The organism is Streptosporangium nondiastaticum (assembly GCF_003011965.1).
Taxonomy (GTDB): Bacteria; Actinomycetota; Actinomycetes; order Streptomycetales; family Streptomycetaceae; genus Streptomyces; species Streptomyces nondiastaticus.
The window spans coordinates 1-15,217 of the sequence record NZ_PXWG01000158.1; the positions used below are offsets into that span (position 1 = coordinate 1).

Annotated in this window: 17 protein-coding genes; 10 read left to right on the top strand and 7 right to left on the bottom strand. The window is 73.5% G+C overall.

Annotation, left to right across the window (positions count from 1 at the left end):
• Positions 1-195 (top strand): hypothetical protein (locus tag B7P34_RS37785; RefSeq protein ID WP_223268418.1); only part of this gene is annotated, 195 nt, incomplete at its 5' end.
• Between the two features lie 19 nt (positions 196-214).
• Here B7P34_RS37785 and B7P34_RS31380 read toward each other — a convergent pair.
• The gene (locus B7P34_RS31380) at positions 215-1,345 is read right to left on the bottom strand and encodes a chemotaxis protein (protein ID WP_106681581.1); all 1,131 of its coding nucleotides are present in this window, start codon (positions 1,343-1,345) and stop codon (positions 215-217) included.
• 233 nt (positions 1,346-1,578) lie between these two features.
• On the opposite strand from B7P34_RS31380, the gene B7P34_RS31385 reads away from it, so the two are divergent.
• Positions 1,579-2,121, top strand: coding sequence for a DM13 domain-containing protein (locus tag B7P34_RS31385; RefSeq protein ID WP_106681582.1), 543 nt, complete (start codon positions 1,579-1,581; stop codon positions 2,119-2,121).
• A 72-nt stretch (positions 2,122-2,193) separates the two neighbouring features.
• Here the strand turns inward: B7P34_RS31385 and B7P34_RS31390 are convergent, their stop codons facing one another.
• Both B7P34_RS31390 and B7P34_RS31395 read right to left on the bottom strand, forming a co-directional pair.
• On the bottom strand, positions 2,194-2,739 hold the full coding sequence (locus B7P34_RS31390; protein WP_106681583.1) for a hypothetical protein: 546 nt from the start codon (positions 2,737-2,739) through the stop codon (positions 2,194-2,196).
• Positions 2,740-2,875: 136 nt separating this feature from the next.
• Positions 2,876-4,051, bottom strand: a complete 1,176-nt coding sequence (locus B7P34_RS31395; protein ID WP_106681584.1) for a carboxylate-amine ligase — start codon at positions 4,049-4,051, stop codon at positions 2,876-2,878.
• Positions 4,052-4,375: 324 nt separating this feature from the next.
• On the opposite strand from B7P34_RS31395, the gene B7P34_RS31400 reads away from it, so the two are divergent.
• Both B7P34_RS31400 and B7P34_RS31405 read left to right on the top strand, forming a co-directional pair.
• The gene (locus B7P34_RS31400; RefSeq protein WP_106681585.1) at positions 4,376-4,843 is read left to right on the top strand and encodes an SRPBCC domain-containing protein; all 468 of its coding nucleotides are present in this window, start codon (positions 4,376-4,378) and stop codon (positions 4,841-4,843) included.
• 379 nt (positions 4,844-5,222) lie between these two features.
• Positions 5,223-5,900 carry a ScbR family autoregulator-binding transcription factor gene (locus tag B7P34_RS31405; RefSeq protein WP_106681586.1) on the top strand — a complete coding sequence of 226 codons (678 nt, stop codon included), beginning with the start codon at positions 5,223-5,225 and terminating at the stop codon, positions 5,898-5,900.
• A 448-nt stretch (positions 5,901-6,348) separates the two neighbouring features.
• On the opposite strand, the gene B7P34_RS31410 is transcribed toward B7P34_RS31405, so the two are convergent.
• Positions 6,349-7,014, bottom strand: a complete 666-nt coding sequence (locus B7P34_RS31410; RefSeq protein WP_106681587.1) for a ScbR family autoregulator-binding transcription factor — start codon at positions 7,012-7,014, stop codon at positions 6,349-6,351.
• Between the two features lie 209 nt (positions 7,015-7,223).
• Between B7P34_RS31410 and B7P34_RS31415 the strand changes: the two genes are divergently transcribed.
• A complete protein-coding gene (locus tag B7P34_RS31415; RefSeq protein ID WP_146166980.1) occupies positions 7,224-8,411 on the top strand; it encodes a ScbA/BarX family gamma-butyrolactone biosynthesis protein in 1,188 nt (395 codons plus the stop codon).
• A 52-nt stretch (positions 8,412-8,463) separates the two neighbouring features.
• Here the strand turns inward: B7P34_RS31415 and B7P34_RS31420 are convergent, their stop codons facing one another.
• The gene (locus B7P34_RS31420) at positions 8,464-9,237 is read right to left on the bottom strand and encodes an SDR family NAD(P)-dependent oxidoreductase (RefSeq protein WP_106681589.1); all 774 of its coding nucleotides are present in this window, start codon (positions 9,235-9,237) and stop codon (positions 8,464-8,466) included.
• Positions 9,238-9,340: 103 nt separating this feature from the next.
• Between B7P34_RS31420 and B7P34_RS31425 the strand changes: the two genes are divergently transcribed.
• From B7P34_RS31425 to B7P34_RS31445, 5 genes are all read left to right on the top strand, one after another.
• Positions 9,341-10,567, top strand: coding sequence for an FUSC family protein (locus B7P34_RS31425; protein ID WP_106681590.1), 1,227 nt, complete (start codon positions 9,341-9,343; stop codon positions 10,565-10,567).
• 287 nt (positions 10,568-10,854) lie between these two features.
• Entirely contained in the window at positions 10,855-11,334 is a 480-nt protein-coding gene (locus tag B7P34_RS31430) for a hypothetical protein (RefSeq protein WP_106681591.1), read from the top strand.
• Positions 11,319-12,482 (top strand): MAB_1171c family putative transporter, encoded by a 1,164-nt coding sequence (locus tag B7P34_RS31435; RefSeq protein WP_106681592.1) that lies wholly within the window; start codon positions 11,319-11,321, stop codon positions 12,480-12,482. Before B7P34_RS31430 ends, B7P34_RS31435 begins: the two co-directional genes overlap by 16 nt.
• Before the next feature lie 40 nt (positions 12,483-12,522).
• Positions 12,523-12,828, top strand: coding sequence for a thiamine-binding protein (locus B7P34_RS31440; protein WP_106681593.1), 306 nt, complete (start codon positions 12,523-12,525; stop codon positions 12,826-12,828).
• Between the two features lie 78 nt (positions 12,829-12,906).
• Positions 12,907-13,350 carry a CBS domain-containing protein gene (locus tag B7P34_RS31445; RefSeq protein ID WP_106681594.1) on the top strand — a complete coding sequence of 148 codons (444 nt, stop codon included), beginning with the start codon at positions 12,907-12,909 and terminating at the stop codon, positions 13,348-13,350.
• Positions 13,351-13,391: 41 nt separating this feature from the next.
• Here the strand turns inward: B7P34_RS31445 and B7P34_RS31450 are convergent, their stop codons facing one another.
• Both B7P34_RS31450 and B7P34_RS31455 read right to left on the bottom strand, forming a co-directional pair.
• Positions 13,392-14,651, bottom strand: coding sequence for a condensation domain-containing protein (locus B7P34_RS31450; protein ID WP_106681595.1), 1,260 nt, complete (start codon positions 14,649-14,651; stop codon positions 13,392-13,394).
• Positions 14,648-15,217, bottom strand: a 570-nt coding sequence (locus B7P34_RS31455; RefSeq protein WP_146166981.1) for an NAD-dependent epimerase/dehydratase family protein, incomplete at its 5' end; no start/stop codon positions are given. The genes B7P34_RS31450 and B7P34_RS31455, both read right to left, overlap by 4 nt.

The window sequence follows — 15,217 nt, forward strand, 5'->3', positions numbered from 1 at the left end:
CGGGTCGGCCGGCGCGTCTTCGCCCGGCACGCGCACGGGCTGGGCCGGCTGCTCCGCGCGCTCGACGGCGCCGCTCCGCCGGGCGGCGGGAGCGGGGCCGTGCCGCCGGAGGTCGCGGAGGCCGCCTCGCTCGTGCTCCTGGGCACCACGACCCGCGAGCACGTCTCCGGGCTGGAGTTCCGGCCCGCCCGGTGACCCGGGCCGGGCCGCCGGTTCAGTACCGCAGGACCGCGGCGAGGCGGTGTTCCTCGGCCAGGGTGTCGTCGGGGACGAACTCGACGTCCGCGCCGCTGTCGAGCGCGCTCTCGACGATCTCGTCGACCGCGTCCTCGATGAGGGAGGCGTCCGCGCTGAGCGGCTCCGCGGGCTCCTCCACCAGCTGCGGGTGGCCGCCGTTGCCGTCGGTGCGGACGGTCGCCTGGTAGTGGTCCTCGACGGCCAGGAGGGCCACCCGGCCCTGCCGCACCGTCTGCCAGACCTCGTCCAGGCCGGAGGTGTAGCGGCGGGCCCCGCGCGCGTCGCTCAGCCTGCGCATCACCTCGCCCCGGCGCGCCTCGCGGCGCTCGTCGAAGGCCGGGCGGAGCACCTCCAGGAGCTCGTGACCGCTTTTGGCGGTGCCGCTGCCGTTCTCGACCATCGCGGTGATCGCGCCCTGGCCGGGGAAAGCCTCCTTGAAGTGCGCGGTGAGCTCACGCAGGCCCACGAGGTACAGGGGCCGGGGGTGCTTCTCCAGGACGCCCGAGAGCGCGCCGGCGACCGACCGCAAGTACTGCCGTTCGCGCTCGACCTGGCCCTCCTCGCGGATGGGCATGCCGTAGTTCTTGCCCGGCAGCGCGTCCACGTGGTCGGGCAGGGCGGGGAGCACGGGGAAGCCGTTGCCGGTGAACTCGGTGAGGACCTCGCCCGCGCCGTCCCACAGCCGGCACTCCCCCTTGGTCAGGGCCAGGGCCCAGTACGGCTCCTCCATCCGGGCGGCCGCCACGAGGTTGCGGGTGAGGAAGTTCTTCCCGATCACCACGCGCTGGGGCACCGAACGCGGCAGGTACCAGACGTGGTGCTCGCCCGGGGCCGCGAGGATCAGCAGCCCGTCGCTGGAGTGCGTCAGGTCCACGCCGGCGACGGCCGCGTCCAGCTGCCCCTCGACGTCCGCCCGCACGGACCGGGAGACCCCGGCGTCGTCGGCGAGCCGGCGCTTGGCCTCCGCGACGGTGTTCCGCAGCCGGACGGGGTCCTCGGGGCTGTAGGGGGAACGCCGGGTCGTCGGCACGAGCAGCGAGACCGCCGGATAGGTGCGCGTTCCGCGCAGATCGCGGAGGATCTCGTCGGTCAGGTCGCCGATGTCCATGGGTGTTCTCCTACCGCCGCGGCCTCCGGGACCATTACAGGTCACCAGAAACACCCGGCCCCAGCCACCCCAGCGCCACCAGACGGGGACGGAGGCGGACGGGGACGGGGCGGGGACAGGGGCAGCGGCAGGGACAGGGACGTAAGACTTTCGTCACCGGAATCCCGGACCCGGAACAGGCCGGGAGGCGTTCCAAGGGAGTGAGAGAACACGCCGGCTTTTCGGAGGCAGAGATGGGACGTGTACGACGGGTGCTGCGCAGGCCGGCCGTCATCGGGGTACTGGTCGTGGGAGTGCTCGCGGTGACCGCGGGGCTGGTGTGGTTCCAGCCGTGGAAGCTGTGGGTGAACGAGACCGTGCGGGAGGCAGTGCCGACGGCAGCCGGGGCCGCGCGACCGGGCGACGGCACGGACGGCGTGCGGACCCTGGCCACCGGGGAGCTGATCAGCCACGAGCACCGCACCAGCGGGTCGGTGCGCATCCTCCAGTTGCCCGACGGCAGCCGCGTGCTGCGCCTGGAGCACCTCGACACCAGCAACGGCCCCGACGTCAAGGTGCTGCTCAGCGACGCCCCGGTGAAGCCGGGCGAGGACGGGTGGCGCGTCTTCGACGACGGCGCGCACCGCAGCCTGGGCTCCCTCAAGGGGAACAAGGGCGACCAGAACTACGTCGTGCCGGCCGACGTGGACCTGTCTCGCTACACCAGCGTCAGCATCTGGTGCGACCGCTTCGACGTCTCCTTCGGGGCGACCGCACTCAAGCCCGTCCGAGGCTGATCACCGGCCTCTGGCCACGCGGCCCGTACGAGCCTGCGAGCCCGTACGGTCCGGCCGCGTCATCCGGCCGCGTCAGGTGACGTCGATCGTGGCCGCGACGGGTGCGGTGCCGGAGACCTGGCAGGTGACGGTCACGCCGAAGACGTGCACGGTGGCCGTACCGGGAGTGACGGTCGCGGCTCCTGCCGCGGGGAGGCCGACCGAGGCGGTGCCGCCGGTGAGGGTGACGGTGGAGCCGCTGGGCACCGTGGCGGCGTTGGTGAAGCCGGCGGCCGTCACGGAGCCGGTCACCGCGCCGCCGAGTTCGAGGGTCATCTCGCCGGTGGCGGCGCGGGCGGGCACGTCGATGGGCACGGTCAGCGCGGTGGTGACCTCGACGGACAGGTCTGCGGTCGAGCCCTGCGGCGCGCCGGCAGGGGCGGTCACGGTGACGAGGAGGGACTGGACGCCGCCGGGGGCGCCGGGGCCGGTGCAGGTGTAGCCGACGGTGACGGCGTCGGCGGCCGCGGCGGGCGGGGCGCCGAGCACGGTGCCCGCCCCCGCCAGTACGGCGGCGAGTGCCGCGCCCGTGATCATTCTGCTGCGGTTCCGCTGCGCCCGGGTGTGGGGGATGCTCATCGCCGTGCTCCTTCCGTCCGGCGCCGCGGCGGGCGGCCGGATCCGAGGACAAGGGCTGCCGGAGGACGCAGGACTGACGTGAACATGTCATCTCTGCCAGGGTGATGCGCAGAAGTCAACACACGTGCGGATGCCGCTAGTTCTCCGTGCTCCCCGGATCCCCCGCGCTCTCCGGGCTCCCCCGCCCCTCCGTGCTCTCCATGATCTCCGTGCTTTCCGCGCTCTCCGGGCTTTCCGTGCTCGCCAGAGCGGTCAGGGCGGTCAGGCCCCCCGCGGCGAGGGCGCGGCGCTGGCGGTCGGCCGGGGCGCCGCGGCCGAGGAAGAGCCGCAGCAGCCGGTTGACCTCGCGCGTGTCCCCGGCCTCGTCCAGGGCCGGCCCGATGTGCGCGAGCAGAGCGCCGACCGCCTCGCCGGGGCCGCGGCGCCGGCCGTGGGCGTCGATGAGACCGCGGTGCAGCCCGTAGCGCGCGGCGTGCCAGTTCGCGGCGTGCAGCATCTCCGGCGGGCAGGGCGCGAGCGGCGCCCCCTCCCGTTCCTCGCGCAGCGCGGTGGCGACCAGGGCGCGGACGATGCCCGCGAACAGGACCGCGTCCTCGACGGTGAGCTGGACGTCCAGCGCCCGCACTTCGAGGGTGGGATAGCGCTCGGAGACGCGCGCCTGCCAGTAGAGCTGGCCGGTGTCCATGATCGCCCCGGCCCGGAGCAGGGCGCCGACCCGCCGGTCGTAGTCGTCCGGCCCCTCGAACAGGGGCGGGGGGCCGCTGACCGGCCAGCGGCCGAAGACCACCGTGCGCCAGCTGGCGAACCCCGTGTCCCTCCCCCGCCACAGCGGGGAGTTCCCTCCCATGGCCACCAGCACCGGCAGCCAGGGGCGCAGCCGGTTCAGCGCGCCGACGGCCGCGGCGCGGCCGGGCACCCCCACGTGCACGTGCATGCCGTTGACGAGCTGTTCGTCCACCAGGCGCGCCCCCTGCGCCTGGAGGGCCAGGTAGCGCCCCTCGCCGGTGACCGGGACCGGCGCCCCGCCGGCCAGCGGCGCCGCGCCGCAGGCGACGGGCCGGCACCCGGCCTTCTGGGCCGCCGCGCTGACCGCGTGCCGCAGCCGCAGCAGGTGCCCGCCGACCTCCGCGAGGCCGGTGCAGACGGGGGTGGCGGCCTCCAGCTGGGCCTGCAGGAGCTCGGACTTGATCTCCCGCGCCTCGGTCATCGCCTGCAGGCCGGAGGCCGCCCGCACCTCGTCCGCCAGCGGCACGGGCAGGGCCGTGACGGGGTCCAGGAGCAGGTACTCCTCCTCCACCCCCAACGTGATCATGCGACCGTCCGCCCTCTCGTCCGTCCCGCACCGGGCAGGGGCTTCCCGGCGTCCCCGGAAGGACCTGCCAGCTGCAGGTGTGCCCGGTGACCGCGGGCGGTAACGGCCGCTGCTCCAGATGCACCCGGGCGCCCCCGCACCGCCCGGACGGGCCGACAGGGCGGTTCCGGCCAATACTGAGCTATGCGGGACGGTCCTCCGCGCGAAGGAGCCGCGGCACGGGAACCGTGGCATCGGAAACCCCGGCAACGAGAACCGTGGCGACGAGAACCCCGGCGGCCGCGCAGCCGCGGCAGCGAGGAACGCACGAGAAGGGGCACGCCGATGCGGGAAATAGCCACCGTGGTGGACATCGCCGCCACGCCCGGCCACGTCTGGCGGATCCTGACGAACCTGGAGCGCTACGGGGAGTGGAATCCCTTCATCCGTGAGGCGTCGGGGACGGTGTCGCCCGGCGGGCGGCTGCGGCTGCGGGCCTTCCCGGCCGGCCGCAGGCCCGTGACGTTCCGCCCGAAGGTCACGGTCGCGGCCCCCGCGGAGGAGCTGCGGTGGCTCGGGCGGACCCTCCTGCCCGGCCTCTTCACCGGGGAGCACCGCTTCGTCCTGACCGACCTGGACGGGGGCGGCACGCGCGTCGTCCAGAGCGAGAGGTTCTTCGGGGTGCTGGTGCCGTTCCTGCGGCGGAGCATCGCCGCCACCGCCGCGGACTTCGAGGCGCTCAACCAGGCCCTGAAGAAGCGCGCGGGAACGGTGCCGGAGAGGCGGGCGGAACCGGCGGCGGGCAGCCTCTGAGCCCGTGGATCACGCGCGGCGCCCGTGGATCACCGGCGGCGCCCGGGGGTCTCACCCGCGGCGCTGCCACAACACGGCGGTCGACACGGCGAAGAACCGGCCCGGTCACAGCCGTCGTGACACCCGGGGCAAATTACAAACCGGACTGTCGGTTTATCGCTTCGAGCGGGCACGGCAATTAGGAACATCCTTGGATTATTACTACCAAACCCGACCCCGCCTCCCGCCCCGGCGACACCGAACCTCACCCCGATCTCCAGGAAGTCGGCCCGCCAGATACCCCTCCATAGGGAGCATTCAGGACACGCGAAGTAGAAATCAAACCAGTTAGTTGGTTTCATGTGTCCATGATGTTGTCGAACCTCCGCGGGAGCTGCCGGTGACGAAGCAAGAACGGGCCATGAACACCCGGCACGCGCTGATCCGCTCCGCGGCGCAGGCCTTCGACGAGTTCGGCTACACGCGCGCCAAGCTCGCGGGCATCAGCGCCGGGGCCGGGGTGAGTTCGGGTGCCCTGCACTTCCACTTCGACACCAAGGCGGCCATGGCGGCCGCCGTCGAGTCCGAGGCCACCAGGACCCTGCACGCGCTGGCCCGGCACGCCCACCGCAAGAGTCCTTCCCCCCTGCAGGCGCTCATCGACTCCTCGCACGTCATCGCCCAGCAGCTGCGCCGGGACGTCGTGGTGCGCGCCGGCTTCCACCTCAACTGCCGTACCGCACACCACTCCGAGGTGAATCTGCACCAGGAGTGGCTGGAATGCGTACGCCGCACGCTGGAGCGCTCGGCGGCCCACGGGCAGACGCCGCCCCACGCGGTGCAGGAGGACCTGACGGCCACGGTCGTCGGGGCGACCGCCGGCTTCGAGGCGCTGGCCCGCCAGGACCACAACTGGCTCTCGCGCCCCACCCTCACCGGCCTCTGGCACACCCTCCTGCCTCAGCTGGCCACCCCCAAGGCGCTGACGCAGCTTCAGGCCGCCGGCACGGAAGCCGTCATCTGCGCGACCGGGCCCGCTCCCGCGCAGCCCGCCGCGGCCCACGCCTCCGGCGGCTGAAGACCGGCGGCAGAACCGGGCGGCGGAGCGCCGCCCGCCCCAGGAACACCGCCGTCCTCAGGCCCGCAAGCTCCTTGCGGGCCTTTGTCATGCCCGGAGCCCGCCCGGAATCGACCCTTCCATCCCGTCCGGCGGAGGCATCCAGCCTGGTGAAAGCGCGCAGGGAAAGTCGTTCGCCCTTGACAAACAGGATATCCGGTTTGTTAGCGTCCTGGCATCGGATCACCGGGGAGTCCGCCGCCACGAGCAGCGGCCCCCGGACAGGTTTCCGATGCCCGTGCAGGGGTGACGAGGGGGGCTCGTAGCCCGTTGGCGCCGTGCGCCCGCAGCGGCATCGGCCGGACAACCAGGGGGAAAGCGTGGACGTCAACAGGCAGCGGTCCTGTCCAGCCCGCCGCCCGGACATCCTCCGCGCGCCCGGCGTGGCAGCCGGAACGCTCGCGGTGCGTCACCGGGAGGTCCCGGCCTCCGCCTCTGCACGCTGGTCCCGGTGCGCCTGCCAGACCCGCGCGCCGCGGTCGGGGGCCGTGTCCAGCATCCGCAAGGCGCCCGGCACCGCGACGCTCGGCAGGAACGTGTCGTACAGCAGCGCGATCCGCTCCTCCAGGGAGTCGCCCTCCGGGTGCGCCGTCGCCAGGATCTCGACGCCCGTCCAGGCGCTCACGAACAGCATCGCCGTCCGCTCCGTGTCCACGTGGGGAAGCAGCTCACCCTGCTCCTTGGCCGCGGTCAGCTGCCCCGCGATGAACTCGATCCACCCGGGCCAGGACGTGCCGAACAGGTCCCGCGCCTTGCGGTCGGCCGACAGCCGGATCGCGGCGCTCAGCAAGGGCTCCTTGGGCAGCCGGTGCGCCAGCACCATGCCGACGTCCACCCACTCCTGCAGGCGCGACTCCTGGGGCAGCACGCCCTCCGTCGTCAGCGCCTCGCTCAGCACCCCGCGCGCCAGCTCCTCCTTCGATGCGAAGTGGAAGTACAGCGCACCCTTGGTGACGCCCGCACGCCCGAGGATCTCCGCGATCGTCGCCGACTCGTATCCGAACTCGTCGAAGACCTCACCCGCCGCCTCGAGAATCAGGCGACGCGTGTGAATCGCCCGCGCCTGCTTCGCCATTGACTACCTCCCGTTCCCCGGCAACACGCCGATACGAACGCCCGGCCGGCCACGGCCGCCGGGTGCGTCCCGCCGGACGCACCGGGCAGGGCCCGGATTCGACGGCCAGGGCAAGCACGAGCGACAACCCTAAAGCAAACCGGATAGTCCGTATCTTATCACCGGGCCGGTTAACAACCGGGACGCACGAATCCACTCCGAGGAGAGACGTGTCTCAGATCCTGCTCCGCCCCGCAGCCGACGCCGCCCACGGCACCCCGCGGCAGTTCGCCGACCACGTCACCGAGTACCGGCTCGTCCGGCTGGAGGCCGACGGAACCGATGCGTCCGGCGGGTTGCAGGTCTCGCCCCCAGACCTTAGCGCCCGCGGCGCGCACCCCGCCCACGACGGCGGCGCGACCGGCGACGGAGCCCGCGCGGGAAAGCCCGGCGGGCCCGCCGCCAAGGAGCTCGTGCACCTGAGCTTCGACGACGCCGTGTTCGTGACCTGCTGGGAGCAGCAGGACCCGACGCACTTCACCGTCACCGGCAGCTGGCCCGCCCACACGACGCACCACGTGCCCGGCCACGGCACCCACTACGAGACCCTCACCGTCGCCCAGACGATACGCCAGGCCGGCCTCCTCCTCGCGCACACCGCGTTCGAGGCCCCCCTCAGCCACGCCACGCTCCTCCACACCTTCAGCTACACCCTCAACCCCGGCGCGGACCTCGACACCGAGCGGGCCACCCCGCTGCACATCGACGTCACCGCCACCCCCACGACGCGGCGCAACAAGCGCGTCACCGCCCTCCACCTCAGCATCACCGTCACCGCCGCGCAGCCGGGCACGGGGCCGGCGGCCGCTGACGGCGAGGTCTCCGGGCCGGTCCTCGTGACCGCCGAGACCACGTTCGAGTGGATCCCCCCGGGGGTCTACCGGCGGCTGCGCGGAGCACACCATCAGCCTCCCTCGGAGCAGCCGCCCCTCACGCCGCACCTCCCGCCGGCGAGCGTCGGCCGGGACAGGCCGGACGAGGTCCTGCTCGGCACCGCGGACCAGCCCCGCGGGTGGCAGCTGCGCCACCCCTTCGACAACACGGTCTACTACGACCACGCCGTCGACCACGTCCCCGGTCTCGTGCTGATCGAGGCCGCCAACCAGGCCGCGTTCACCGCGACCGGCCCCGTGGAGAGCGCCGCGGGGCCCTGCGCCTGCCACCCGGCGGCGGGCTCGGGCTACCGCCCGCAGCCCACCACCACGCACACCACCTTCCACCGCTACGCCGAGTTCGACGCCCCCGTCGGCATCACCACCGAGCGGCACACGACGTCGCGCACGACGACCCACACCACCGTCGGGCACCAGAACGGCGAGCCCGTCTTCACCACCACGCACACCGGCCCGGCGGCCTGACGCGTGGGCCCGGCGGCCGTGCTCCGGCCGCCGGGCCCTCTCCCCCGTCGCGTCACACCATCGTGAAGCCGCCGTCCACCGGCAGCACCGCGCCCGTCACGAACGACGCCCGGTCGCTGCACAGCCACGCGGCGGCCTCCGCGATCTCCGCCGGCTCGGCCGTACGGGCCTGCGGCGTCAGCCGGTGCAGCTCCGGCTCGATGTGCGGGTTCCGCTCGAACCAGCCGGCGATGATCTCGCTCCGCGTCGTGCCGGGGGCGACGGTGTTCACCCTGATGCCGTGCGGCGCGTACTCCGCCGCCGCGGCCTTGGTCAGGCCGATCACCGCGTGCTTCGAGGCGACGTACGGCGCGGCCGCGGGTATGGCCAGCATGCCGGCGACGCTGCTGTTGTTGACGACGGAGCCGCCCGTGCCCGACTCCACCATGGCCGCGAGTTCGTGGCGCATCACGTTCCAGACGCCCCGTACGTTCGTGTCCATGATGGCGTCGTAGGCGTCGTCCTTCATCAGGTGCATCGGCTCCTGGTCCCAGCCGATGCCCGCGTTGTTGAAGGCGGCGTCGAGGCGCCCGTGCCGCTCCACCGCGCACTCCACCGCCCGCCGCGCGTCGTCCTCCACCCGCATGTCCCCGACGACGTACGCGGCGTCGCCTCCGCTCCCCCGGATCTCCTCGCACAGCGCCGCAAGACGCTCGCCCCGGCGCGCCGTCAGCACCACCGCGGCGCCCTCGCGCGCGAACACCTTCGCGGCGGCAGCGCCGATGCCGCTGCTCGCCCCCGTAATCAGCACACTCTTGCCGGCGAGAAATCCCTGATGATCAGTCATGGCCGGAATCCTGCCATTCCCGGACGGCCGCGCTTCGCCGCCCCCGTGCCCCAAGTGGCGCAGCGGTGGCTGACCGGGCGGCGGGAAGGGGAAGGAGGCCGACGTGCCCGTGCTGCGTGAGCCCCTGACGATGCTGGTGAGGCGCGGCCGGGAACCGGCGGTCGTGCAGACGGTGCGGTCCACGGCCGCCGCGGTGATCTCCTATGCCGTGGCGCTGCGCCTGAGCAAGGAACCGGCTCCGCTGACCGCACCGCTCACCGCGCTCCTGGTCGTCCAGGTCACCCTCTACTCCACGCTCACCACGAGCGTGCGCCGCGTCAACTCCGTGGTGGTCGGCGTCCTCATCGCGATCGGCTTCAGCGTGCTCGTCGGGCTGACGTGGTGGAGCCTCGGGCTGATCATCCTCGCCTCCCTCGTCATCGGGCGGTTCGCGAAGGCGGGCGAGTTCGTCCCCGAGGTCGCGATCAGCGCGATGCTCGTCCTGGGGGTGACGCGGGTCGCGGAGACCGCCTGGGACCGGGTGCTGGAGACCCTGATCGGCGCGGTCGTCGGGCTGCTGTTCAACGTCCTGCTCGTCCCGCCGGTGTGGGTGCAGCCCGCGGGCGAGGCGATCGAGGACCTCGCGCGCCGGATGCGCCACCTCCTGCAGGACATCGGGGAGGAGATCACCGGCCACACGCCGGTGGAGGAGGCCGCGGCCCGGCTGCACGCGGCGCGGCGGCTCGACCACGACATCGTCGAGGTGGACGCCTCGCTCCGGCAGGCCGAGGACAGCCTCCGGCTCAACCCGCGCGTCAGGGAGGGGCTCCTGTACCGGGTCGTGCTGCGCACGGGGCTCGACGCGCTGGAGATCACGGCCGTCGTGCTGCGCGTGACCTGCCGGACCCTCACCGACCTGGCCGTGCACCGCGTGCAGGAGCCGCTCTTCCCCGGGAACACCGCCGCCGCCCTCGAAGAGGTCTTCGGGCACATGGCCCTGGCGGTGGAGAACTTCGCCATCGTGATCACCACGCACGTCACCACCAGCGCCGAGCACGCCGAGGAACACCTCACGCGGGAGCTCGACGCCGCCCGCCGCACCCGCGACCGGGCCGCCGACCTGCTGCTCCATCAGGTGCAGCAGCACCCCCGGCAGTGGCAGCTGCACGGGGCGCTGCTCGCGGAGATCGACCGCATCCTCGACGAGCTCGACGTGGAGAAGCGCACCGAACGGCTCACGGAGGAGCTCGACCGCCGCTCCCGGGAACAGCGGGAACGCTACCCGCGCCTCCACCGCGTCCTGCAGCGCCTCCGCAAGAGCCGCTACGGCCGCCGCAGCACCCTCGGCTAGCCCGCGGGCCGCCTCCCGCACCCACCATGGACCGCGACGTTCCGCAACCCTGGCGTGACAGCGCGCGGCGATCTACGATCGCAGGCGGCTGGGGCACATGTGCGAGGGGGGCTCGTGGTACTGCCATTGACCGCCTTGGGGGCCGCCGCGCGGGCCGGGGGACCGCGGTGACCCGGCGCCGGTACCGGGTCATGTGCCCGCCCGTCCCTACGACCGCGGGAGAAACGACTGAGATGCACTGGAGGCATCTGCGCCGCCGATGCCAGAAGGTGATCGGCGGGATTCCTGTGCCCGATCCTTTCTCCGCACAGGACCTGTGCGACCGCCTGGCCGCCGAGCGCGACCGTCCGCTGCGCCTGCTGGCCCTGCCCACCCCGACCGTCCCGGGGACTCCCTCGGGAATGCTGCTGTCCGTCGAGACCGAGGACTTCATCCTCTACGACGGGCAGACCAGCCCGCTGCACCAGGAGCACATCATCGTCCACGAGATCGGGCACCTGGTGTGCAACCACCGCTCCGCCCTCGACGACACCCGGCTGTACCGCCACCTCGACATCACCGATCCCCGGTCGGTGCGCCGGGTGCTGCCGCGGATCCGCTACGGCGACGAGCAGGAGCAGGAGGCGGAGATGATCGCCACGCTGATCCTGGAGGCGGCCGGGCGGGTGCCCGCCCCGACGCTGCTGTCGGGGATGCTCGGCGGTCTGGAGTCGGCGATGGGGCTGCGGGTGGGCCGGCCGACGGGAGCGTCGTGCTCACCTGGATAGAGAAGCTCGCCTGGATCGAGAACGCGGGCATCGCCGCCCTGTGGTCGGCGGCCCTCGTACGGGCTCCGCAGGCGGTCCGCCACCGCGAGCAGCGGCCGCTGTGGTTCGCCGTCGTCATGATCGCCCTGGCGATGTCGATGCACCTCGAACCCGTCACGGCCGTGCTGGCCCGGCTGGTGCCCGGGGCGCACTGGGTGGATCTGACGACCCACCTGTTCAGCATCGTCGACGCGGCGGCCGTCCTGTGGTTCATCCACGGCGCGGCCGGCCGCCGGCGCCGCACCGGGGTGCTCTTCGGCACCGCGGCGGCCGTCATGGTCGCGCTCGTCCTGCTGGACGTGCTGGGGCCGGCGCACGAGAGGAACCGGATCGCGCCGTCCCCGGCCACGCCGAGCGTGCCGGACGCCTACTGGTGGGTGTTCTTCGCCTTCCACCTCACGGCCGACACGGTCTGCGGCCTCGTGTGCTGGAGCCACGGCCGCCACGGCACGCCGCGCCTGCTGCGCTACGGGCTGCGCCTGTTCGGCTCCGGCATCCTGCTGGCCTCGGTGCTGTGGCTGCTCAAGCTCGTCTACCTGTACACGCGGTCGCCGGTGTTCGCCCCGCTGTTCTCGCCGGTCACCGGTGTGGAGGCCGTGTGCATGGCGCTGGGGGTGGCCCTCCCGGTGTTCGCCCGGATCCGGACCCACCTGCAGTACCGCAGGTCGTACCACGGCCTGGAGCGGCTGTGGCAGGACCTGACCACGCACACCCCCGACGTCGTGCTGCGCCCGGCCAACCGCCTCGGCGCCGCGGCCGTCCCCCTGCAGCTGCGGCTCTACCGGCGGGTCATCGAGATCCGCGACGCGATGATCGTCCTGCGCAACTACATCCCGCCCGCCACGCTCGACTCCATCCGCCGGAGCGTGAACGGGCAGTCCCTGCCGGCCCACCTGGTGGACGCGCACGTCACCGCGCGCTGGCTCTCGGCCGCGCTGCGGAACAAGCGCGAGGGCCGCAAGCCCCACGCCCAGACGGCGAACCTCACCGGGTCCGGGGACCAGGACGGGCCCTCGGCGCGCAGCCTGGGCCATGAGATCGACCACCTCCTGCTGGTCGCGGACGCCTACCGCGCCACCGCGACCGCCCCGCCGCGCGCGGGGACCTGAGAGAAGACGACCGAGAGAAGAGAAAGGACGGCGGACCACCGTGCTCATCGCCTTCACCCTGACGCCCGTCGGCGTCGGAGAGAGCTTCCCGGACGAGATCGCCGACGCCGTGGAAATCATCCGCGCCTCCGGGCTGCCGTACCGCTCGGACTCCATGTACACGATGATCGAGGGCGAGTGGGAGGAGGTCATGGACGTCGTCCGGCGGGCCACCGAAGCCGTCGCCGCGCGGGCGCCTCGGGTCCAGCTGGTGCTGAAGGCCGACGTGTGGCCCGGGAGGCCCGGCGGCCTGCTGGACGGGAAGATCGGCGCGTTCGAGCGGCACCTGGCCGATCGCGGACAGTGACCAGGTGCGCATGGCGCGGGGTGGCCTTCCGTGTTGCGATGGAGGGAGGAAGAACCTGCCACGACGGGAGGAGCGATCATGGCACGGAACAAGCCGCTCAAGGCCCGCGACATCATGACGGCGGGCGCGCAGTGCGTCGGCGAGCACGAATCGCTGCTGGACGCGGCGAAGATGATGCGCGAGCTGCACGTGGGCGCGCTGCCCATCTGCGGTGACGACGACAGGCTCCAAGGCCTGGTCACCGACCGGGACATCGTCATCCAGTGCGTGGCCGACGGTGTGGACCCGGCGAGTGTGGAGGCGGGTTCGCTCGGCGGGGAGCTGCACTGGATCGATGCGGACGCGTCCGCGACGGACGCCCTGGCCGCCATGGAGCAGCACCAGATCAAGCGGCTGCCGGTGATCGACGTGCAGAACGGCCACCGCCTCTGCGGCATGATCTCGGAGGCGAACCTCGCGCAGAACCTCTCCGACAAGCAGATCGCCGAGTTCGCGTCGAAGGTGTACGCGGGCGCGCACTGACGGGGCGGCGGTCCGCGGCGCGGGAGCCGCGGCCCCGGGGGTCAGAGGCGGGCACCCGCCGGCCGGGCGGGTGCCACCGCTGTCCTGAGGTGGGACATGGCCCTCTCGCACAGGCCCGCGGCGTCGGGGTCGGTGGAGGTGACGCTGAGGAACAGCCTGCCGCCGAAGCCGATCAGGATGACGAGCGGGGCGCCGGACAGGCTGGTGTGGGCCGCGCCGTGAAAGGCGGTCAGGCGCAGGTCGCCGTACGTGTCCGGGATGGACGTCAGGAAGTTGCTGAGGGACACGTCGAAGCGTGCGCCCTTGTTCTCACTGCGGCGCAGGAGCCGGGTGATCATCCCGTCGGGCAGGGGCATCAGGCGGAACCCCGCGACGAGCGGGCGCAGTTCCTCCGGCTTCAGGCGCCGGTGGAGGCGTTCCCTGAGTTCTCGTGCGGCGTCCCAGAGGTCGTCGTGGGGGCGGCCCGGCGGCACGGACAGCAGGAAGCTGGCCGCGTAGAGGCCGACGGACTCCTCGGGCACGGGCGCGAGGATGCGGCGCAGGTCCGCCGCGACGGCGATGCGGGCGGGGCCGGGGGTGCGGCGGGCGCGGGCGAAGGCCGTGCAGAGGGCGGCGTGCACGGTGGTGCGCTCGGCGCGGCAGCGGTCGAGCAGCGCAGTGGTCTCCGCCTCGTCCAGCGTCCAGGTGCGGCAGGTCAGGTCGGTGGCGGGGCCCGTCGGCAGGGCCGGGGTGCCGGCCTGGCGGGGAAGGCGCAGGGAGCGGGAGAGCTTGACGAGGTCGGCGGGGAGGACGCGGGGGCCGGGGAGGAGGCCGTCCGCGGGCGGGGCGGCGACGGCGGGCGCCCCGGCTCCGGGGGCGGCGAGGTGCCGGAGGATGTCGCGGAAGACGACGGCGGCGGAGTGCCCGTCGGCCACGAGGTGGTGGAAGGCGGCGACCAGGTCGAAGGAGTCCCCGCCGTCGACGATGACGAACCGGGCGAGGGGCCCGTCGGCGGTGGAGAAGGGGCGTTGGAGCTCCTCCTCCAGCACGCGGGCGACCGTGCGGCCGGCGACGGGGTATTCGACGCGCAAGGGCGTCTCGGGCACGCCCCGGGTGGTGAACCAGGCGCGCCAGGGGCCGCCGCGCTCGACGCGGGAGCCGAGGAGGGGGTGCCGGGCGCGGACGGCGGCGACGGCGTCGCGCAGCCGGCCGGGGGTCGTGGCGCCTTCGACGTGCACGGCGGCGGCGACGGTGGCGGGCAGCGCTTCTCCTGCCGCCCACACGGCGCGTTCGTACGGGGAGAGGGGTCGGCGCACGGTCATGGGCTGCTCCGGATGTCGAGGAGTGCGGGGCTCGGTGTGGTGCGGAGCCCGTCGGGCCAGGTGATGCGCGGGGTGAACCCGGGGAGGGTGCCGGGGGCGGTGGTCCAGGAGGGGTGGCGGGCCTCGCCGATCTTGTCCGGGTTGAGCATGCCGGTGCGGCCGAGGGCGCGGGCCGCGGCGAGGGCGAGGGGTGCGGGGAGGTGGACCACGCGGGGCGGGCGTCTGCCGAGAGCGGTTGCGACGTCCGCGCCGATGTCGCTCCAGAGGTGTTCGACGCCGTCGCCGACGTGATGGACGGCGCCGGGCCTGCCGTGCTGAGCGGCGGCGAGCAGGGCCCGGCACAGGTCGTCGACGTGGAGGAGGGAGTAGTGGCGGGGGCCGCGGGGGCCGACGGCGGGGAGCAGGCCGGTGCGGGCGGCCGCGGCGAGGCGCGGCAGGAAGTGGCGGTCGCCCGGGCCGTAGACGATGGGGGGCCGGACGGTGACGGCCGGGAGCCGGGGGCCGGCGCGGTGCAGGGCGTCCTCGCCGGCGAGTTTGCTGCGGCCGTAGGCGGAGACGGGGGCGGG

Bases quoted from the DNA above. Each gene is read 5' to 3' on its own strand.
- B7P34_RS31390 (WP_106681583.1), bottom strand. From the start codon at position 2,739: ATGAGCATCCCCCACACCCGGGCGCAGCGGAACCGCAGCAGAATGATC.
- B7P34_RS31450 (WP_106681595.1), bottom strand. From the start codon at position 14,651: ATGACCGTGCGCCGACCCCTCTCCCCGTACGAACGCGCCGTGTGGGCG.
- B7P34_RS31420 (WP_106681589.1), bottom strand. From the start codon at position 9,237: ATGACTGATCATCAGGGATTTCTCGCCGGCAAGAGTGTGCTGATTACG.
- B7P34_RS31380 (WP_106681581.1), bottom strand. From the start codon at position 1,345: ATGGACATCGGCGACCTGACCGACGAGATCCTCCGCGATCTGCGCGGA.
- B7P34_RS31400 (WP_106681585.1), top strand. From the start codon at position 4,376: ATGCGGGAAATAGCCACCGTGGTGGACATCGCCGCCACGCCCGGCCAC.
- B7P34_RS31410 (WP_106681587.1), bottom strand. From the start codon at position 7,014: ATGGCGAAGCAGGCGCGGGCGATTCACACGCGTCGCCTGATTCTCGAG.
- B7P34_RS31395 (WP_106681584.1), bottom strand. From the start codon at position 4,051: ATGATCACGTTGGGGGTGGAGGAGGAGTACCTGCTCCTGGACCCCGTC.
- B7P34_RS31445 (WP_106681594.1), top strand. From the start codon at position 12,907: ATGGCACGGAACAAGCCGCTCAAGGCCCGCGACATCATGACGGCGGGC.
- B7P34_RS31385 (WP_106681582.1), top strand. From the start codon at position 1,579: ATGGGACGTGTACGACGGGTGCTGCGCAGGCCGGCCGTCATCGGGGTA.